Source organism: Bradyrhizobium sp. 138 (assembly GCF_023074075.1).
Lineage (GTDB): Bacteria > Pseudomonadota > Alphaproteobacteria > Rhizobiales > Xanthobacteraceae > Bradyrhizobium.
In genome coordinates this window covers 338,153-354,515 of the sequence record NZ_JADPKT010000022.1, presented here as the reverse complement: position 1 = coordinate 354,515, position 16,363 = coordinate 338,153, and the positions used below count along the sequence as shown (strand labels likewise).

The 16,363-nt window shown below is 62.7% G+C and carries 24 protein-coding genes and 1 pseudogene; 15 read left to right on the top strand and 10 right to left on the bottom strand.

Annotated elements, in window-relative coordinates; all coding sequences use genetic code 11:
- The first annotated feature begins 210 nt into the window (after positions 1-210).
- Positions 211-417, top strand: a complete 207-nt coding sequence (locus IVA79_RS13360) for a hypothetical protein (protein WP_028144895.1) — start codon at positions 211-213, stop codon at positions 415-417.
- Positions 418-489: 72 nt separating this feature from the next.
- On the top strand, positions 490-810 hold the full coding sequence (locus IVA79_RS13355) for a hypothetical protein (RefSeq protein WP_247553755.1): 321 nt from the start codon (positions 490-492) through the stop codon (positions 808-810).
- A 24-nt stretch (positions 811-834) separates the two neighbouring features.
- On the opposite strand, the gene IVA79_RS13350 is transcribed toward IVA79_RS13355, so the two are convergent.
- Both IVA79_RS13350 and IVA79_RS13345 read right to left on the bottom strand, forming a co-directional pair.
- Positions 835-1,179 carry a multidrug efflux SMR transporter gene (locus tag IVA79_RS13350; RefSeq protein WP_247553496.1) on the bottom strand — a complete coding sequence of 115 codons (345 nt, stop codon included), beginning with the start codon at positions 1,177-1,179 and terminating at the stop codon, positions 835-837.
- 207 nt (positions 1,180-1,386) lie between these two features.
- Positions 1,387-2,052: an O-methyltransferase gene (locus IVA79_RS13345; protein ID WP_247553494.1), complete on the bottom strand. Its 666-nt coding sequence runs from the start codon at positions 2,050-2,052 to the stop codon at positions 1,387-1,389.
- Between the two features lie 97 nt (positions 2,053-2,149).
- Between IVA79_RS13345 and IVA79_RS13340 the strand changes: the two genes are divergently transcribed.
- Both IVA79_RS13340 and pdxY read left to right on the top strand, forming a co-directional pair.
- A complete protein-coding gene (locus IVA79_RS13340; RefSeq protein WP_247553493.1) occupies positions 2,150-2,782 on the top strand; it encodes a TetR family transcriptional regulator in 633 nt (210 codons plus the stop codon).
- 134 nt (positions 2,783-2,916) lie between these two features.
- The gene (gene pdxY / locus IVA79_RS13335; RefSeq protein ID WP_247553492.1) at positions 2,917-3,735 is read left to right on the top strand and encodes a pyridoxal kinase; all 819 of its coding nucleotides are present in this window, start codon (positions 2,917-2,919) and stop codon (positions 3,733-3,735) included.
- 5 nt (positions 3,736-3,740) lie between these two features.
- Here pdxY and IVA79_RS13330 read toward each other — a convergent pair whose 3' ends face one another.
- A complete protein-coding gene (locus IVA79_RS13330; RefSeq protein WP_247553491.1) occupies positions 3,741-5,033 on the bottom strand; it encodes a hypothetical protein in 1,293 nt (430 codons plus the stop codon).
- Between the two features lie 267 nt (positions 5,034-5,300).
- On the opposite strand from IVA79_RS13330, the gene IVA79_RS13325 reads away from it, so the two are divergent.
- From IVA79_RS13325 to IVA79_RS13315, 3 genes are all read left to right on the top strand, one after another.
- Positions 5,301-5,504, top strand: a complete 204-nt coding sequence (locus tag IVA79_RS13325; protein WP_247553490.1) for a hypothetical protein — start codon at positions 5,301-5,303, stop codon at positions 5,502-5,504.
- 172 nt (positions 5,505-5,676) lie between these two features.
- The gene (locus IVA79_RS13320; RefSeq protein WP_247553489.1) at positions 5,677-5,931 is read left to right on the top strand and encodes a hypothetical protein; all 255 of its coding nucleotides are present in this window, start codon (positions 5,677-5,679) and stop codon (positions 5,929-5,931) included.
- 252 nt (positions 5,932-6,183) lie between these two features.
- Positions 6,184-6,423, top strand: a complete 240-nt coding sequence (locus tag IVA79_RS13315) for a hypothetical protein (protein ID WP_247553772.1) — start codon at positions 6,184-6,186, stop codon at positions 6,421-6,423.
- Here IVA79_RS13315 and IVA79_RS13310 read toward each other — a convergent pair.
- Entirely contained in the window at positions 6,420-6,989 is a 570-nt protein-coding gene (locus tag IVA79_RS13310; RefSeq protein WP_247553488.1) for an Ada metal-binding domain-containing protein, read from the bottom strand. The genes IVA79_RS13315 and IVA79_RS13310 overlap by 4 nt on opposite strands.
- A gap of 95 nt (positions 6,990-7,084) precedes the next feature.
- Between IVA79_RS13310 and IVA79_RS13305 the strand changes: the two genes are divergently transcribed.
- Both IVA79_RS13305 and IVA79_RS13300 read left to right on the top strand, forming a co-directional pair.
- A complete protein-coding gene (locus IVA79_RS13305) occupies positions 7,085-7,522 on the top strand; it encodes a nuclear transport factor 2 family protein (RefSeq protein ID WP_247553487.1) in 438 nt (145 codons plus the stop codon).
- A 165-nt stretch (positions 7,523-7,687) separates the two neighbouring features.
- Positions 7,688-8,608, top strand: coding sequence for a DMT family transporter (locus IVA79_RS13300; protein ID WP_247553486.1), 921 nt, complete (start codon positions 7,688-7,690; stop codon positions 8,606-8,608).
- On the opposite strand, the gene IVA79_RS13295 is transcribed toward IVA79_RS13300, so the two are convergent.
- Complete coding sequence (locus tag IVA79_RS13295) at positions 8,609-8,959, bottom strand: zinc ribbon domain-containing protein YjdM (RefSeq protein WP_247553485.1); 351 nt, start codon at positions 8,957-8,959, stop codon at positions 8,609-8,611. It lies immediately after the preceding gene.
- A 10-nt stretch (positions 8,960-8,969) separates the two neighbouring features.
- Entirely contained in the window at positions 8,970-9,221 is a 252-nt protein-coding gene (locus tag IVA79_RS13290) for a hypothetical protein (RefSeq protein ID WP_247553483.1), read from the bottom strand.
- 72 nt (positions 9,222-9,293) lie between these two features.
- Here IVA79_RS13290 and IVA79_RS13285 point away from each other — a divergent pair, with 72 nt between their 5' ends.
- The 4 genes from IVA79_RS13285 (at position 9,294) to IVA79_RS13270 (ending at position 11,608) form a co-directional block, all read left to right on the top strand.
- A complete protein-coding gene (locus IVA79_RS13285) occupies positions 9,294-9,698 on the top strand; it encodes a VOC family protein (RefSeq protein WP_247553480.1) in 405 nt (134 codons plus the stop codon).
- A gap of 34 nt (positions 9,699-9,732) precedes the next feature.
- Positions 9,733-10,350, top strand: a complete 618-nt coding sequence (locus IVA79_RS13280; protein WP_247553478.1) for a cell envelope biogenesis protein TolA — start codon at positions 9,733-9,735, stop codon at positions 10,348-10,350.
- Positions 10,351-10,529: 179 nt separating this feature from the next.
- Complete coding sequence (locus IVA79_RS13275; RefSeq protein ID WP_247553476.1) at positions 10,530-11,066, top strand: helix-turn-helix domain-containing protein; 537 nt, start codon at positions 10,530-10,532, stop codon at positions 11,064-11,066.
- Between the two features lie 260 nt (positions 11,067-11,326).
- Positions 11,327-11,608, top strand: a complete 282-nt coding sequence (locus IVA79_RS13270) for a hypothetical protein (protein ID WP_247553474.1) — start codon at positions 11,327-11,329, stop codon at positions 11,606-11,608.
- Between the two features lie 298 nt (positions 11,609-11,906).
- On the opposite strand, the pseudogene IVA79_RS13265 reads toward IVA79_RS13270, so the two are convergent.
- Positions 11,907-12,053 (bottom strand): annotated as a pseudogene (locus tag IVA79_RS13265) (lytic transglycosylase domain-containing protein); the annotation flags it as partial.
- Positions 12,054-12,159: 106 nt separating this feature from the next.
- Here IVA79_RS13265 and IVA79_RS13260 point away from each other — a divergent pair.
- The gene (locus IVA79_RS13260; RefSeq protein ID WP_246927820.1) at positions 12,160-12,426 is read left to right on the top strand and encodes a DUF2312 domain-containing protein; all 267 of its coding nucleotides are present in this window, start codon (positions 12,160-12,162) and stop codon (positions 12,424-12,426) included.
- 126 nt (positions 12,427-12,552) lie between these two features.
- On the opposite strand, the gene IVA79_RS13255 is transcribed toward IVA79_RS13260, so the two are convergent.
- Entirely contained in the window at positions 12,553-12,783 is a 231-nt protein-coding gene (locus IVA79_RS13255; RefSeq protein WP_247553472.1) for a hypothetical protein, read from the bottom strand.
- A gap of 336 nt (positions 12,784-13,119) precedes the next feature.
- Between IVA79_RS13255 and IVA79_RS13250 the strand changes: the two genes are divergently transcribed.
- Positions 13,120-13,410 carry a hypothetical protein gene (locus IVA79_RS13250; protein WP_247553470.1) on the top strand — a complete coding sequence of 97 codons (291 nt, stop codon included), beginning with the start codon at positions 13,120-13,122 and terminating at the stop codon, positions 13,408-13,410.
- A gap of 113 nt (positions 13,411-13,523) precedes the next feature.
- On the opposite strand, the gene IVA79_RS13245 is transcribed toward IVA79_RS13250, so the two are convergent.
- Both IVA79_RS13245 and IVA79_RS13240 read right to left on the bottom strand, forming a co-directional pair.
- Complete coding sequence (locus IVA79_RS13245; protein ID WP_247553469.1) at positions 13,524-14,039, bottom strand: ParB N-terminal domain-containing protein; 516 nt, start codon at positions 14,037-14,039, stop codon at positions 13,524-13,526.
- A 245-nt stretch (positions 14,040-14,284) separates the two neighbouring features.
- Positions 14,285-16,162 (bottom strand): NACHT domain-containing protein, encoded by a 1,878-nt coding sequence (locus tag IVA79_RS13240; RefSeq protein ID WP_247553468.1) that lies wholly within the window; start codon positions 16,160-16,162, stop codon positions 14,285-14,287.
- Positions 16,163-16,363: the final 201 nt, after the last annotated feature.

Sequence of the window (16,363 nt, the reverse complement as noted above, 5' to 3'; positions counted from 1 at the left end):
GCTGAAGTGACGGGCCGCCCCCGGCGGCCGACCCAGCACGACATCAAGACGGGCCCCGTGCCGTCGCAGGCAGGCAAGCCTGCGACGGGTGTAATCGCCTTCCCGTGGGGCACGCCGATGCCGGCCGCCAGCGCCATGCTTTGCGGAAGGCACCAAATTGCCACGCTCCCGGCGAATTGCCGCCAAAGCCCGCTGCCACGAGGAGGTCGGGTGCAGGGCGACGCAAGGGGATGCGAATTGGCCTACAAGATGATCGCAGAACGCGACAACGAGAAGTACAGTTTCGCCCGCGAGAGCCGGCTGCTCATCGTGGCGAAGGCGAAGGTGTGGGCCAGCGAGGGGTGGCGGGTCGTCATCACCGATCAGGACGGCAAGGCCTACGCGCCGCCCGAATTCGATCAGCTGTCGGCGGCATAACCGCAGGACGGGGCGAGGGGACGACATTTGCGATCGCTGTTTCGACCGGGGCGCGACCGGATCGCGCCCGTGATGGCTTTTGCAGCCGCCGCCATCGTTCTGACGGCGACGGTTGCAGCCGCGCAAAATCTCGATGCCGGCAAGTCGCCCGCCAAGCTCTTCGCTGACGGTTGTGCGACCTGCCATCGCAGTCCGCGCGGCCTCGCCAAGGGTCGCTTCACCCTGACCTTGTCCTGGTTCCTGAAGGACCATTACGCGACCAGCTCGGACTCGGCCAAGGCGCTTGCCGCCTATCTGCAGTCGGTCGATGAACCGCCGCCGCGCGCTGCGGCCAAGCCCGCCAAGAAGCCCGCGCGATCCGCGCCGCCGCCCAAGCCGGTGCAGAGCCAGTAGGCCGTGCGCCGAAGGTTCTCGGAATCAGCGCACCGTGGTCTCCGAGAACAGGTTGATGATCACGACCCCGGACACGATCAGGGCGATACCGACGAAGGCCGCGGAGTCCAGTATCTGGCGGAACAGCACGAAGGAGACGGTGGTGGTCAGGATGATGCCGACCCCGCCCCAGATCGCGTAGGCGATGCTCATCGGAATGACCCGGATCGCCACGGACAGCGCATAGAACGAGGCGGCGTAGAACATCACCATCGCCAATGTCGGCCCGGGGCGGGTGAACTGCGCGGACTGCTGCAGCAGCGCCGACGCGGTGACCTCGAACACGATGGCGACGGCGAGAGCCGCGTAGGCATTGAAGGCGGAGGTCATGAGCCTCTCGGCGTGAGAGAGATACCGCGGGACAGCTAAGCTTGACTCGATGAACGCCCTTTGCCGCGAGCAGATATCATGTGTGAGTGACGAACCTGCGACATCGATTGGAATGTGATCGGGGCCCCGGCGATTCGTGGCGAGGCAATACGACGCCGCCGCGCGATAACCGCACGGCGGCCGAGTCCTGCGATGCTTCGACCGGCGTCAGTCGATCCGCACGGAGAGCTCGACGTCTTCGGCGAAGGGCGTCGACATGTAGCCGCTTCCAGGCCTGCGTACGCGCGCCAGATAGTCCGGACTGTCGTCGGCATTGTCAGCGACGATGATCGCGCCTGGCCCGAGATGGCTCTCGAGCAGATCGAGGATCTCCGGGTAGAGCGCCTTGGCACCATCGAGCAGCACGAGATCGATCGTATCGGGCAGATCGGCTTGAAGCGTCTTCAGCGCATCGCCTTCGCGGATCTCGACGAGATCAATCAAGCCGCCGGCGATGAGGTTCTTCCGCGCCCGCGCCGCCTTGGAGGGCTCGAACTCGCTGGTGATGAGGCGGCCGCCGCCGTTGTCGCGCAAGCCTGCGGCAAGGTGCAGCGTCGAGATGCCGAACGATGTGCCGAACTCGACGATTGTCCGGGCGCCAGAGCTGCGTGCCAGCATGTAGAGCAGGGTGCCCGTTTCGCGCGAGACTGCGAGCGGCACGTCCTTCAGGCGTCCGTAGAGGTCGCGGTAATCGGTCTTGCTCCGCATCATCCGCGCTTGCTCTTCGTCGGACAGATCGGCGACCGCGGCTCGCGTTGCGCCGGTTGCCGCCTCGGCTTCGTCGAACAGGCGATCCAATAGCGGCGCAAGCGTCATGATGGTTGGGGTAGGCATTCGGGGTCTCCAGAGGTTGGCGAGGAACGCATGCTTGCGTGCCGCGTGAAATACGACTAATTCGTCGCATTTCCTATTCGCATTGCCGGAGTGGGCCATGGCCGACCGTCGAAGCCGTTCAGTTTCCTCACGAAAACAGCCGCAACAGGCTCGCTCCAGCGAGCTTGTGGCGGCCATCCTCGATGCCGCTGTTCAGGTTCTGGCGAAGGAGGGCGCGCAGCGTTTCACCACGGCGCGGGTGGCGGAGCGGGCCGGAGTGAGCGTCGGGTCGCTCTATCAATATTTTCCGAACAAGGCCGCGATCCTGTTCCGTCTCCAGAGCGACGAGTGGCGGCGCACCAGCGAGCTCTTGCGCGGCATCCTCGCGGACCGGGCCAAGCCGCCACTGGTGCGGCTACGCGCGCTGGTCCATGCCTTCATCCGGTCCGAATGCGAGGAGGCTGCCATCCGCGTCGCGCTCAGCGATGCAGCACCGCTCTATCGCGACGCGCCCGAGGCGCACGACGCGCGAGTGGCCGGTGAGGGGATTGTCGCGACGTTCATGCGGGAGGCGCTGCCCAAGGCATCGGATGCGACACGTGCGCTTGCCGGCGAGCTGATCAAGACGACCTTGAGCGAGGTCGGCAAGAATTTTTCGGAAGAGGCGCGGAGCGAGGCGGAGATCGCGGCCTATGCCGATGCCATGGCCGACATGTTCTGTGCTTATCTCGGTGAGCTGGCGCGACGCTGAAGCGCGAGGCCTGTAGCCCGGATGGAGCGCAGCGAAATCCGGGGGCTCCATGTCGCGGCAAGAGTCCCGGATTACGCTGCGCTCCATCCGGGCTACTCTTGCCACATCTGGCGTTTGACCCTACGGACCTCTTCATGCTCGTCATCTCCATTCAAAGCCAGGTGATCCACGGCCATGTCGGCAACAGCGCGGCCGCCTATGCCATGCAGGCAGAGGGCGTGAACGTTGCGGCAGTGCCGACGACGCTGCTGTCCAACCATCCGCGCTACCCGAGCCTGCACGGGCGGGTGTTGGAGACCGAGCTCGTCGCCGATCTCCTGAAGGGCGTGGAAGAGCGCGGCCTCGTCGACGAGGCGGCCGTGCTGGTGACCGGCTATCTCGGCTCGCCAGGCAATGCTGCCGTGATCGCCGATTTCGTCGAGCGGGCGCTGACGCGGAATGCGAAGCTCGTCTATCTCTGCGATCCCGTGATCGGCGATGACGGCCGCGTCTATGTCGCCGACGGCATTTTGGACGTGGTTCGGCACCGGCTGCTGCCGGCAGCAAACCTGATGACGCCGAACCAGTTCGAGCTCGAGCTGCTTTCAGGTCTCACGATCGCGGATGCGCAGGGCCTGCGCGCGGCGTGTACGGCGCTGGCGGGGGCCGGCCACACCGACGTCGTCGCGACCGGCTGCGCACTCACCGACACGGCCGAGGGGCAGGTGGAGACGATCCTGTGTGCCGGCGGGCAGTTGTCGCGCTTTGCGACGCCGCGCCTGCCAATCCGCCCCCACGGCACCGGCGATCTTCTCACCGGCCTGATCGCGGCCCATCTGGCCAAGGGCGAGGCGATGGAGGCAGCCGTGCGGCTCGCGGTCGAGACCGTCTTTGCGGTGCTGATGCGCACGCAGGATGCCGGCACCGCCGAGATGCGGCTGGTGCCGCTACCGATGCCGGGACGGCAGCCCTAACGCCCTTAGGTCGCGCGCTTGCCGGCCGATTGCGCCGATTTCTGTGGCTTGGCCGGGCTCTTCTGCTCGCGTGCGGCCTGGGCCTTGGGCGGTTTTGCGTGGGCCGCGGCCCGCACCACCTTCTTGGACTTCACGCTGGCGATTTGCTTTCCGTCGCCCGTGCCACGGCGCGAGATGTACTCCTGGCCGTCGATGGGGCCGACATGCGGTGGATCGCGGCCGAGATAGGGCCGGCCGATGCCGTAGGTCTTGCCGTTGGCGTCGACCCACTTCCACAGGATTTCGGTCGAGATCCAGCGCTGCGCGCGGTTATTGCCTTGGGTGCTGACGATGTCGGCCGCCATGCCGTGGCCGTACCCGCCGCGCGAGCTGCCGCCATGATAGGAGCGGTCGGAGGCGGCCTTCAGGCCGCTCGCGATCGACTGGCGATAGTCGTCACGGAACGCGCTGGTGATGCCGGGCGAAAGGCCGGCGGCTTCCGCAGCGAGCAGCGTGCGAAACAGCTTTCGCTTGAAGCTCTTGTCCATGCCGCCGATGACGTAATCCATCATCGACATGCCGGCGTGCTCGGCCGCCTTCGGATCCTTCCAGGTGAAGTCCTGATCGACCAGCTTGGTGAAGCTGCGCATGACCGTGACTGTCTTGCCCTTGCGCTTGATGGTGACGGCGCGGCGCTCCTGCACCTTGATCGAGTCCTCCTTTGCGGTGCGCTGATAGAGCGCCCAGAGATAGCGATCGATGCAGGCATCCATGACGAAGCATTCGTCGAGCACGGCGACGGTGTCGGCCGGAGGTGATGGCTTGCTCGCAGGCGTGACGGGGCCGCTCGCGGTCGCCGCGGGGGATAGCGCCTCCGTCGTCACGATCTCGGTGGGATCGGCAGATGCCAGTTTGACGGGCTCCGGCGCCGCAGCCGGCGCCGCCTCGCTGGCGACGGACTCTGGTTCAGGCGATATCTGCGGCGCGGGCGGTGGCTCGACCGGCAGGATCAGCGCCGGATCGGCCGCGGCGAGCTTGATGGTGGAAGCGGGCGTCTCAGTGATCGTCGGGGCCGGCGACGCCGCGACGGCGGCCGCGATGTCGGCGGTCAAGGCGATGCCGTCCTCGATCGTTGCAGCGCGCGGCATGTCGGCGAGGTCGAGCCGGCCGAGATCCTTCGCGCGCGAGACGGCGGCCGCATTGGCCCCGCTGTTCTCGATGAGCGCAGGGGCATAGGAGGAGAGGGAAAGCGCCAGCCAGCCGGCGAGAACCGCCGAGGGGCAGGAGACCGCCACCAGAAGAGACCGCCGATCGTTCATGATCCCTGCCTCCAAACGGTTCTGCCCGAACCCGTCTTGTCCGGACAGTCATGATGCAAACAGTCTGACGAAACAGTCTTGCGCGGAAAGGCACGCAGCACCTTGATTGTTCGGAGGACGGTGTGGCGGCGCAATGGCGCAAATCGGTGAAAACAGGCTTTTCACGGACATGTTGCCGAGGAGCAACGCAGGTTCCACCGCAGTTCCCAATACGAAACTGCGCTGTGCTGCGCGCAACTTTGTTGCGGCTGGCGCGTTTGGTCGGCCATGACGCATTCCTCGCTTCGTCCCATGGACGCCTTCGACCCCACCGAGCCCGCCATCCTGCACGATCGCCTTACGGACACGATCATCACCTGGACCGCTGATCAGGCCGACGACTACCGGCGCGCCAGCCGACCGGGCGGCGATGGAACCGTGGCCTGGAAGACCTATCTCTTCGATGGCTGGGGCAACGTGCTCGGTGGCTGAGCACCGCCCATAAAGACGCCATGTCGTGACCGGTGTGATTCGGCCAAGGTCTTGTACGCATTAAACATATCGCCATGCGCCTCGCGCGATGTTGCAATGCGACAACGTATGTCGCAACGCAGCAAAACCGGCCTAGATATGCTCCGACTCTTCCACTTCCGGAGCATGACCAATGAACAAGAAGACTCTGTCGATCGCCGCCGCCATCCTGACGATCGCGGGCAGCACCGCGGCTTTCGCCGCCGAGCTGCCGACTTACGAGGCCAATGGATTTCCGGTTTCGCCGCTGCAGGTTCGCGTGCTCGGTGCCGCGCATGTCAAGCAGCAGGTTGCTGCGCCGACCACGGTCGCCTCGGCCCACCAGGTGAAGGTGCTCAGCCCGCGCAAGGTGAAGACCGCCGACGTCACCACCGGCGCTGTTCGCTGATCCGACATCGTCTGACGGCAGGTGGGTTCCGCGGAGAGGCGGGATCCACTGCCTCACGTGACTTTCGACGTCGACGCTGCTTGCGTATTTCGCGCGCGGAGATCGCTGGAACTGCCTCGTGCGCATCTCGCGCCGGCGCGCATCGTGCAATGTCTCGGCACGTTGAATTGACACCGATGCGCTGATTGAGAATCCGGCCGCGAAACAAGTTCGCGTGAATGGGCCGGTTATGTATCCCCGTTCGTAACGGGCGTGATCCTTTTAACAGTTGCTTTGCACGTCGCGTTGCTTGATGCGGCGGCCGCATCGGCGCGGCCAAATTTTGAAATCATAATCGAGGCCATCATGCCCGTTGCGCAGAAAGCCGTTGTTGCCACCGCTTCGCCGCGTGCGTTCATTCTCAAGCATACCGCTCTGTTCGCCGCCGCCGCGCTGTTCGTGTTCGTGCTCAGCCTGACATACGGCCTCGATCTCAGCCCGGGATTTTTCTAGGCTCTCCGCGTGCGCACCGCGCGCAGGCTTGACGGCGAGCGGCCGTAGAGCTCGGCGAAGGCGGCGTTGAACCTGCGCAAGCTGCCGAAGCCGGCCTGAAATGCGATGTCGGTCATGCTGTCGTCGCCGGCATCGATCAGGCGCTTGGCGCGCTGGACCCGTAGCGTCTTGGCGAGCTGCTGAGGCGTGGCGCCGACGTGGCGCTCGAATAGGCGTGCCAGATGACGCGAGGAGATGCCGAGCCGCATCGCCAGATCGACCACCGAGCCTTGGTCGAGCGCGCCGTCATCGATCAGCTTCATCGCCCGCGCCACCGTGGAGCGCGTGCCGTTCCAGGCCGGGCAGAACGGCGCAGTCTCGGGACGACAGCGCAGGCATGGCCGGAAGCCGTCGGCCTCGGCCGCTGCCGCCGTCGGATAATAGGCGACGTTGCGCGTCAGCGGCTGCTTGGCCGGGCAGACCGGGCGGCAATAGATGCCGGTGGTCTTCACGGCCGTGAAGAAGCGGCCGTCATAGCGGGGATCCCGACGCAGGCGCGCGGCGTTGCAGACATCGAAGCTCAGCATGGCCGGATCATAGCGCATGACGGCAGGCTGCGGGATGACCGAGTCCGATTGTGGCGAGCCCGCAAGGCGCCTCGCGGCCTAGAAAGCGGCTCGCAATGCCAGCCGGGGAGCGCATCGTGTCCAGCCCAAAAGATATTGTCCTGAATGCGTGGAAGACCTTTTCGTCGCGCGATGCGATGCGCATCGCCGCACTGTTCACCGACGACGCCGAATGGATCGCCCCGAAAGGCAATGCCACCGCCGTCGCGCTCGATCACACCGACCACATGAGGGGATCGCACGATATCGCGCGCTTCATCGCCCACGAGATGCACAAGATGTTCGCCAACATCGATATCGCGTTTCGTGGCGTGTATGCCGATGGCGATGTCGTGATCGTGGAAGAGCGGATGCGCGCGACATTGCCCGGCGGCAAGCCGTACGAGAACGATTACTGCTTCGTGTTTACGGTGGCGGGCGACCGGATCAGGCAAGTGCGGGAATACATGGATACGCGCAAGGGATGGCGGATGGTGTTTGGTGAGGAAGGGTGATGAGCCCAGTTGCCCGGATGAGCGCAGCGCTATCCGGGAAGGTGGCGAGAGAAGTCCCGCATGTCGCCACGCTCATCGGGCTACGGAGCTCTTGTATTCCGCCGCGTGCCAGCCTTGCAGCTGCGTGGGTTGAGCCGATGGACGCGCCGACCTAAGGCTTGATCCATGGATCAACGGACGAGCGGTGCTGACGCTCTCTCTCACAACAACGATGCGGCGCCGGCACTGCTCGGCGTGGTCTGCGGCCTTGCCGCGGCGCTGTTCTGGGCGCTCGGCTTTGCCGGCACGCGGCATGGGCTCAAGGTCGGCTTCACGCCGGTCGATCTGCTGGTGCATCGCTATGTCTGGTCGGGGATCGCGTTCCTGCCGCTGGTGCTGCGCGCCGGCATCAAGGATCTCTGCGGCATCGGCTGGAGCAGGGGCCTTGTGCTGATGGTGCTCGGCGGCCCCGTGATGTCGCTGATCTCCTATACCGGCTTCCTCTTCGTGCCGCTCGGCCATGGCAGCGTGATCCAGCCCTCCTGCGCGACGCTCGGCGGCCTGCTGCTCGCGGCGGTGGTGCTGAAGGAGCATATCTCCGCCTCGCGCCTTGCCGGCGCGATCGTCATCGTCGGTGGTCTCGGCGTGATCGGCGCGGAATCGATCGGCCATATCGGTGCCGACGGCGTGCTGGGCGATCTGATCTTCGTGCTGACGGGATTGATGTTCGCCGGCTTCGGCGCAGCACTGCGGCACTGGCGCGTCTCTGCCGTGTCGGCTGCACTCGTCATCAACGTGCTGTCGCTGCTGTTGCTGCCGGTCTACATCGCAACCGTCGGCCTTGCCCATGTCGCAGCGATCGGCATCACTGAAAACGCCATCCAGGCACTGGCGCAGGGCGTGCTCGCCGGCCCCGCCGCGCTGTATCTGTCCGCCGTCTCGGTTCAGCGCCTCGGCGTTGCCCGCGCCGCGGTGTTTCCGGCCTGCGTGCCCGCGCTGACGCTGCTCACCGGCTGGCTGCTGCTCGGCGAGCCGCCGACGCTATTGCAGACCGCGGGCCTCGTGACGGTGCTGTGCGGGTTCTACCTGGCGCAGCGGCAGCGGTAGCTACGCCTTCCGCACGAACTCCGATTTCAAGTTCATCGCACCGATCCCGTCGATCTTGCAGGCGATGTTGTGTCCGTCGCTGGCGTCCTGCAGGCGGATGTTGCGCACCTTGGTGCCGCCTTTCACGACCGAGGATGAGCCCTTGATCTTGAGATCCTTGATCACGATGACGCTGTCGCCGTCGGCGAGCACATTGCCGTTGGCATCGCGCACGCCGGCGTCCGGCGCGGTGTCCGCAGGCGCCTCCGCCGTACCGCTCCATTCATGGCCGCATTCCGGGCAGACCCAGAGATCGCGGTCCTGATAGGCGTGCTCGGAGTTGCAGGCGGGGCATTTCATCGCGTCGGTCATCATTGTCTCGTCAGGCGTTGGTTCGCGGCGCGACCGTAGGGACCACGAACAGGAAAGCAAGCGAAAGCTGCGGATCGGCCCTGCTGGCGTTGGCCTGACGGTGCAATATCACCGAAACGGCGGGCGAGATCATGTCAGCGGAGTGCCCCCGACACGATTTCGCGAAAACAACCCCATGCACAGTAGAGACGTCGTTGATAAAGCTTGCTTTTTCGTTTATGCCGAAATGCGATTGCGGCGTCGGGCAACACAGCGCGAACATGCGGCATCATCCCGGATGACGGGCACGCTCCATCCGGGCTAGGCTCGCTCCGCAATTCGCAGCGAGTCCTTCATGACCTTCCTCCTCAACATCGATGTCCCCGACGTCGCGCAGGCCACGACGTTCTACACCGAAGCCTTCGGCCTCACGGTCGGCCGCCGCTTCGGCACCGCTTTCGTCGAGCTGCTGGGCTGGCCCGCGCCGGTCTATCTCCTGACCAAGCAGGCCGGCACGCTAGGCGCCGGCGCCGACCGCCGCCGCTATGAGCGGCACTGGACGCCGGTGCATATCGACGTCGTCGTCGACGATGTCGATGCCGCCGTCGAGCGCGCGCTGCGCGCCGGTGCGATCCTGGAGGTGCCGGCGAGCGATGCGCCCTATGGCCGGATCGCGATGCTGGCCGATCCGTTCGGGCACGGGTTTTGTCTGCTGGCGTTCAGCGAGAAGGGGTATGACGCGCTGCTCGGGAGTTCGTAAGTCCGCTACGAGCTACGCGCGCTAACGAGGCGACATGCCAAAGAAACTGAAGACCTACCAGACCTCGCTCGGCTTTTTCGACCAGGCCATCGCCGCGCCCTCGATGAAGGCGGCGCTTCAGGCGTGGGGCGCGAGCTCCAATCTGTTTCATCAGGGCGCCGCGACGGAGACTGACGATCCCGACATCGTCGCCGCGACCATGGCGAAGCCGGGCATCGTGCTCAGGCGCCCGGTCGGCTCGGATGGTCCGTTCACGGAAAGCGCCGAGCTGCCGACCGATATCGCCGAGGACGACGCCAGGCCGAAACGCAAACCCAAAAAGCATCCGGCCAAGACCGCAAACAAGCCGTCGCGCAAGCTCGATGCTCAGGCCGCGCGCAAGGCTGCTGCTGCGTTCGAGAAGGAGGAGCGGCGGCGCGAGGCCGAGCGCCGCAAGGAGGAGGCCGCCCGCGCCAAGGCGCGCGCACGTCGCGACAAGGCGGTCGCCGCGGCCGAGGCGGCGCTGGACAGAGCGAGGCGGCAGCACGAGGCGAAGGCGGAGGAGATCGACGCCGAGCGCGCCGCGCTCGACGAACGCTCTGAAGCCGAGCAGGCCCGCTGGGACAAGCAGCGGATCAAGCTGGAGCAGGCCCTGCGCCGCGCGCGGGAGTGATCGGCAAGTCGCAAGGCGCAAAGCGCCGCGCGAAAGGGATTCCTTTACCATGGCATCCGGTCGCCGCTGAACCGCTGCAAGCTTAGGAATTGCGGAGAAAGTTCTGCGATATCTTCGCCCCGATTGCGGCTGCGTCGGATACGCCATTTGGCGCCGCCCGCGAGCATACGGGAGCTGTCATGAGCGATCATCGCGCCGCCGTCAGGCATCACACCTTGCGCACCGGCATCGTCGAATTCGACAATGGCAGCGGCAGCATCGTCAGCGTGCCCTGCACGATCCGCGACGTCTCCGGCACCGGCGCGCGCCTTGCGCTCAATAGCTCGGCATGGGTCGCCGAAGCGTTCGCGCTTGTTTTCACAAGCGGGCTACGCAAGGCCTGTCGCGTCGCCTGGCGCAAGGAGCGGCTGATCGGAGCTGCATTCGCCGACGGCTACGCCAGCGTGGACGAGCAGGCGGCGATGATGACCGCGGACGAGCAGGCCCGGCACCGCCTCGGCATCGGCGCGCGCGTCAGGTGCGCGCGCGAGATGCGCGGCTACACGGAAAGCCAGCTCGCCGAGCGCCTCAGCGTCACGCCGGCCTTCGTGGCGTCGGCCGAGCGGGGCGAGGCGGACATTCCGTTGTACCAGCTGATGCATATCGCGGACTTGTTGATGGTCGGTCTCGACGGGCTTGTCGCTGGGCCTGTGCCTGAGGAGGTCGATGCGGCGTAGGCGGGACTGTAAGCTGGTCTCGCCGCTGTTTCCTCCGTCATTGCGAGCGCAGCGAAGCAATCCAGGCTGTCTCCGCGGAAACAGTCTGGATTGCTTCGTCGCACCAGCGCAAAATTGCTTCGCAATTTTGTCGCGGGCTCCTCGCAATGACGGTGGATAGAGCGGGACGTCGAACCAGCAGCGTCATCCCGCGCCTCGCGCGAAATTTGCTTGCCTTGCCCCGCGTCCTTTTGCACTCTTCGTGCGAAGGAGACCAACGCATGACAAAAATCACCGCCGCCTGCGCGCTCGGAACCGCCCTGGTGCTGTGCAGCCTTGCAACATCAGGCGCCGAGGCGCGGACGCGCAAGGCCGTCGTCGTTCGCGCGCCACAAGACAGGCTCATCGTCACCGCGCCCGTGCTGCGGCCGACGCCGTGGGACTACAATGTCGTTCCGCGCTATCGCTATCGCCCGGAGGACGACAAGGTCGATCCCTACGGCCCGCCGCTGGTGCCGTCCTATGTGCGCTACGAGGGATGGCGCTGGCCGTATTGGTGGTAGGAAGCGACAATCTGTAGGGTGGGCAAAGCATCCGCCGTAGCTCGAAGAGCGAAGGCGGAAGCGTGCCCACCAACGCTATCGTAGGCACGAGATGGTGGGCACGGCGCAAGTGCGCCTTTGCCCACCCTACGGCACCGCGGTCCTAACTGCCATCCTCCGCAGCGCGTAGGGTGGGTTAGCTGCGCGAATGCGCGAAGCGCAGTTCGCGCGGCGTAACCCACCGCTTCTGTTTCCGCGGAGAGTAAAGAGGTGGGTTACGCCACCAGACGCGCTTCGCGCATCTGCTGGCTAACCCACCCTACAGATCCTCCGCCGCCAGCCGCACGAACTGCCGCTTCATCGCGTTGACCCTGCCGACATGACCCGCGACGAGATGATCGCCGCAGCGCTCGCCCGCGATCATCACAAACTTGCGCCGCGCGCGGAATGATGGGCCGGCCATGCAACAGCTCCCCCGGCTTTTCCACAAGGCAATGCGCGGAAGACCGAGGTTAACACATTGGTCATTTCTTTGCGGGCATTTTCGCGATCTCAGTCAGCAATGAGGTACCATGTCCGACATCACCATTCCCGGCGGCAAGATCCGTTCCTTCGTCGAGCGGATCGAGAACCTCGACAGCGAAATGCAGGAGTTGAGCGAACAGAAGAAGGAAGTCTTCGCGGAAGCCAAGGGCGATGGCTTCGACGTGAAGATCCTCAAGGAGATCATCAAGCTGCGCAAGGAAGACAAGAACGAACGCGACGAGCGCGAAAGCCTGCTCGACCTCTACATGCGCGCGATGGAGACGGCATCGCCGGAGCAGGCGAAAGCGGCGTGAGACGATCGGCTTGATTGGCGAGGAGAGGTAGTCGCGATCTACGGATGGCGGCTATCGCTCCGGCGCGACGTAACGGTCGCGAGCCGATCGATCCTGAGAGTTTGGTGCACTGTCAGCGCAATTGGCTTAAAAGCTCGCGCCTGACGCCATCAGCACGACACCGGAGGCCATCAGCACGATTCCCGGCCAGTTCGATGCGATCCCAAGGAATCCCAGGCCACGGCGAGGCGGCTCCAGCGTGCCGCGGACCGGTCGAGAGGAATCCCGACCGCTAAGGGGGCCCCGCCAGATAGTGGCGCGCAGCATGTACAGGAGTCCGCCGAAGATGAGCAGCGCGCCAAGTCCCGTCAGGAACATTTTCGCCTCTCAACTTGTCACTGCCCACCCGTAACGGAGGCAGCATATCTCAAAGCCGTGGAGGTCGAATGGTTCCGCGACTGCAAGCGCCGCAGGATGGGTTGAGCCTCTGCGAAACCCATCACAGTCGCCGTGGCACTTGATGGGCCTCGCTTCCGCCTTCGCTCGCCGAGCTGCGGTGGACGAGCCGCTCCACGCCTCGTCCTGGGGGCCAACCGTCGGCTCATCCTTGCGGCGCCCGCCGGTGGGAATCCCACACTCATGACCACTCGTTGAGGAACGGGCGATGAGGTCCATTTGTTGCGTTAAGGGGCTTCTTGGGAGGAGGAGGACATCATGAAAACAAAGATCATCGCGCTCTCTGCTGCTGTTGTCATGGCTACAGCACCGGCCGTGTTTGCCCAGGGCGTATCGAGCAAGGCGCCAGGTCAGGAGATGCAGCAAACAGGTTCCAAGAAAGGTCAGCCGGGCGCTTCCAGCTACGCTCCTGGACACAAGATGCGTCACGCGATGCACCCGAAGGCCTCGAAGAAGGCCGGACACGGCGCGTCGACTTACGCTCCAGGTCAAACCACCGGCGTGAGCACGAAGCCAACCACCGGCTCGAGCACGAAGTCAGGGTACTGAAGTCCTAGGATGGGTCAAGCGAAGCGAAACCCATCACTAGCCGTCGCGGAATGATGGGTTTCGCAAGGGCTCTACCCATCCTACGAGCTGCTTCTTTGGCAACGAGCCGGCCATCAATAGCGGCCGCCGCTGCCCTTTTGCTGCGTGATCCAGTCCGACAATGTCTTAGGTTTCGATTTCACAGTCCGGCCCAGTGATGCCTTCGGATTGTCGCGGACGCCTTTCGTCGGACGGGCGCGCGGCGCTTCCATTGCGCCAGCGCCCTTCAAGGCAGCCATCGATGCCTCCGCGGCTTCCTTTTCCAGGCGCAACTGTTTCAATCGCGCCATCTTGATGCGCTCGGCCTCGACTTCGGGTCGCTCGGCTAGCTGCGGCTTGTGGTGAGCAAGCTCGGCCGGGACCAGGACGCCGAGAATAGTCGTCTCGCCGAGCGCCTTGCAGGCCTCGAGCCGATGCAGTCCTTCGACCAGAACGAGGCGGTCTCCGTCGAGCCGAACGGAAATGGGAGCCTGTTGTCCGATGTCCAGAATGCTTTCCGCGATCTCCCCGACGATCTCGGGCTTGATGGCTTTCTTCTGCTTCGTGGGAACGAAGATCTTCTCGATCGGGAAGCTTTCCGGTTTGGGCATGACTCGACTCCGCTTCTACCGGGGCCGTTGGAACCTATGCCGGTGAGGTCAGGAGTTTAGGAGGGAAGGGGTCGACCGCAAAGGCAATTTTGGGGGCATGGATCGAGCGAGTAATTTAGTGCACTGTCACTGTAATTGCTGGTAATTGCTGGATTTCGCATGCGGCCAGCGCTAACAGCATTCATTTTCCCAAATGAGCATCCTACTTGCTCGACGGTTGTCCATCTTGCCTCCATGCGTCGGGATCAATGGCCTCGTGGCGTAAGCATGCGAAGAACATCTACTTGGGTTTGGGCCTCAGCTTTGCATTGATCAAGAATCTCCTGTGCGGCTGTTAGAAATTGCATGACCCGAGTTGGAATTGAAGTCTCCATAATCCAATCACCGTCAGCCTCCGTTAGTTCAAATACATTTGATGCGCGGATTAAGCTTCCGCTATGAACGTTAATGCCGGAAACTCTGGTGCTCTTGAGGAGCCTATGATCTCTAGTCCTCACCATGTTAACGTACGCAGCATTCGCTCTTTCTCGGTCCGGAGCGCCGGCTTCGAAAACTAGGGATGCTATGCCCGGAACTGAATTGCGGTAGAGATTTGCGATGCTCAAGAATTTGGTGCCGTGCATCGCAAAGAAGATGCCAATGCTGGCGCCAGCCTGGCTGTTGGTGGCGAGGATTGCTCCGCCGATGTGTTCTTTGAGAAATGGAATCGGAGCGTTCCCAGCCATGCGAGCCGTAGACGAGCCAAGCAACTGGTCCAATGTCGGTATTATCCACTCGCGTTCTATCAGTCCGCGGTTGATCGAAAACGCCAAATTGACCACGTCGTCGGTTCGTCGGCGGCTCGCCAGATCCAACAGTGTGCCAACCCCGGCTGCGGGACTGCGCGAGATGAATACAGCTGCAAAGTATTCTTGGAAAGAACGATGGGTGAATACGAAATCCGTGCCTTCAACTTGGATGAGGCAGGTCGACTCGACCATATCGTTGATGACGTCATCGATGTTTACTTTCAGCTTTTCGAGTTCAAGGGCTTGACGCAACGCTTCTCGAAGGGCGCTGCGCGAAAAGACGAGCTGCTCCTTCAAATACGTAATGATGCAGAAGGCTGATAAGCAATTTCGAAAATCGTCAATTGAGAGATCCGAATAGGTCTTTCGTTTATAGACACCTTCTTTTGCTGTATCATGGAGGGCGAAGAGCGCGTCGAAGGCACGCTCGTAAAATACGTGTCGCTTGGTCGGAATATGTCCGGTCTGTGCGAAGGTAACGAGCATCATTATGCAGAGCAGTGGATTCGATAGAAATGTCTTGTGTGTTTGAAAGAGAATTCCTTTTGCGTCTCTTAGGAATTTCTCCTTGATCTTTGCGTCGTATTGCAGTTTTTCAATCAATTCGGTGAATTGATACTCTTCCATCGGCTGCACATATACCGTGCGAAAAGTTTGCCAGCTCTCAGTTCGTTGATCGCTGTCGGGGCGGCTTGAGACGATGATCTGTAGGTCGGGACATTGCTCGCGCAGTTTGCGAATCTGTGACTCGATCTCTTTGCGATCCGTGTGGTTGATTTCGTCAAAACCATCGAGGATTAAAGAAAAGACGCCGGCCTTTAGACTATCTAAAAACTGGCTCTCCGAGATGGTCGCGCTCGATCCGATCAGATTGTAATAGAGAAATTTCTGTAGATCTTTTTTGTCGGAGACGTTGATGTCTCGCAGCTCAAAGAAGAGCGGAATTTTGGAGCGCCTCTCGTTGCACAACTTCAAAAATAGGTAGCGCATAAACATCGATTTTCCGCTACCTGCGCTGCCCGATACGACAACGCTGTCATTGTTGGCGAGCGTCTCGATGAAGCTGTCGTCTCTGACGATGTGTTCTCTCGTCTTCAGTCGTGTCTGAACGTAGATGTCGAATATGTAGACCGAGTGGTCGCGATTGATGATTGGGGTCTTAACATGTGAGCATTTCTTGATTTTTGACGCAGTGTATCTTGTTAGATCTTTTGTGATTATCTCAAGTACCTTGGCTACCGCGGACTTAAACGTCTTTGAGACGGCAGAGAGGGCATTGCTGATCTGCCCTTGGATGACCGTTGCGGCGATTTCGTTGATATTGGGTTCGTTCATTTGGGTAATCGTCTGTCCGGTAGTTTGATCGACCGAGTTGCCTTTAAAGGCGTTAGTGTCAGGCAGGTGCGCTACTAAAATTAGTGACTAGCTGGCGGGCATCTGAATCTTGCTAGCACGCTGGATTAACAGCCGCTGTTAGTGCGACGAACAGTCAGAATGATCTCGTAAAACGAGTATTGTTGCAAGTAAGCCAACCCG

What these genes read in the sequence shown, in the direction of transcription:
- IVA79_RS13240 (WP_247553468.1), bottom strand. Translation starts at nt 16,162, where the DNA reads ATGAACGAACCCAATATCAACGAAATCGCCGCAACGGTCATCCAAGGG.
- IVA79_RS13245 (WP_247553469.1), bottom strand. Translation starts at nt 14,039, where the DNA reads ATGCCCAAACCGGAAAGCTTCCCGATCGAGAAGATCTTCGTTCCCACG.
- IVA79_RS13255 (WP_247553472.1), bottom strand. Translation starts at nt 12,783, where the DNA reads ATGTTCCTGACGGGACTTGGCGCGCTGCTCATCTTCGGCGGACTCCTG.
- IVA79_RS13300 (WP_247553486.1), top strand. Translation starts at nt 7,688, where the DNA reads ATGGATCAACGGACGAGCGGTGCTGACGCTCTCTCTCACAACAACGAT.
- IVA79_RS13275 (WP_247553476.1), top strand. Translation starts at nt 10,530, where the DNA reads ATGAGCGATCATCGCGCCGCCGTCAGGCATCACACCTTGCGCACCGGC.
- IVA79_RS13310 (WP_247553488.1), bottom strand. Translation starts at nt 6,989, where the DNA reads ATGCTGAGCTTCGATGTCTGCAACGCCGCGCGCCTGCGTCGGGATCCC.
- IVA79_RS13260 (WP_246927820.1), top strand. Translation starts at nt 12,160, where the DNA reads ATGTCCGACATCACCATTCCCGGCGGCAAGATCCGTTCCTTCGTCGAG.
- IVA79_RS13280 (WP_247553478.1), top strand. Translation starts at nt 9,733, where the DNA reads ATGCCAAAGAAACTGAAGACCTACCAGACCTCGCTCGGCTTTTTCGAC.
- IVA79_RS13320 (WP_247553489.1), top strand. Translation starts at nt 5,677, where the DNA reads ATGAACAAGAAGACTCTGTCGATCGCCGCCGCCATCCTGACGATCGCG.
- IVA79_RS13330 (WP_247553491.1), bottom strand. Translation starts at nt 5,033, where the DNA reads ATGAACGATCGGCGGTCTCTTCTGGTGGCGGTCTCCTGCCCCTCGGCG.
- IVA79_RS13270 (WP_247553474.1), top strand. Translation starts at nt 11,327, where the DNA reads ATGACAAAAATCACCGCCGCCTGCGCGCTCGGAACCGCCCTGGTGCTG.
- IVA79_RS13285 (WP_247553480.1), top strand. Translation starts at nt 9,294, where the DNA reads ATGACCTTCCTCCTCAACATCGATGTCCCCGACGTCGCGCAGGCCACG.
- IVA79_RS13350 (WP_247553496.1), bottom strand. Translation starts at nt 1,179, where the DNA reads ATGACCTCCGCCTTCAATGCCTACGCGGCTCTCGCCGTCGCCATCGTG.
- IVA79_RS13290 (WP_247553483.1), bottom strand. Translation starts at nt 9,221, where the DNA reads ATGTTCGCGCTGTGTTGCCCGACGCCGCAATCGCATTTCGGCATAAAC.
- IVA79_RS13345 (WP_247553494.1), bottom strand. Translation starts at nt 2,052, where the DNA reads ATGCCTACCCCAACCATCATGACGCTTGCGCCGCTATTGGATCGCCTG.
- IVA79_RS13305 (WP_247553487.1), top strand. Translation starts at nt 7,085, where the DNA reads ATGCCAGCCGGGGAGCGCATCGTGTCCAGCCCAAAAGATATTGTCCTG.
- pdxY (WP_247553492.1), top strand. Translation starts at nt 2,917, where the DNA reads ATGCTCGTCATCTCCATTCAAAGCCAGGTGATCCACGGCCATGTCGGC.
- IVA79_RS13250 (WP_247553470.1), top strand. Translation starts at nt 13,120, where the DNA reads ATGAAAACAAAGATCATCGCGCTCTCTGCTGCTGTTGTCATGGCTACA.
- IVA79_RS13325 (WP_247553490.1), top strand. Translation starts at nt 5,301, where the DNA reads ATGACGCATTCCTCGCTTCGTCCCATGGACGCCTTCGACCCCACCGAG.
- IVA79_RS13355 (WP_247553755.1), top strand. Translation starts at nt 490, where the DNA reads ATGGCTTTTGCAGCCGCCGCCATCGTTCTGACGGCGACGGTTGCAGCC.
- IVA79_RS13340 (WP_247553493.1), top strand. Translation starts at nt 2,150, where the DNA reads ATGGCCGACCGTCGAAGCCGTTCAGTTTCCTCACGAAAACAGCCGCAA.
- IVA79_RS13295 (WP_247553485.1), bottom strand. Translation starts at nt 8,959, where the DNA reads ATGACCGACGCGATGAAATGCCCCGCCTGCAACTCCGAGCACGCCTAT.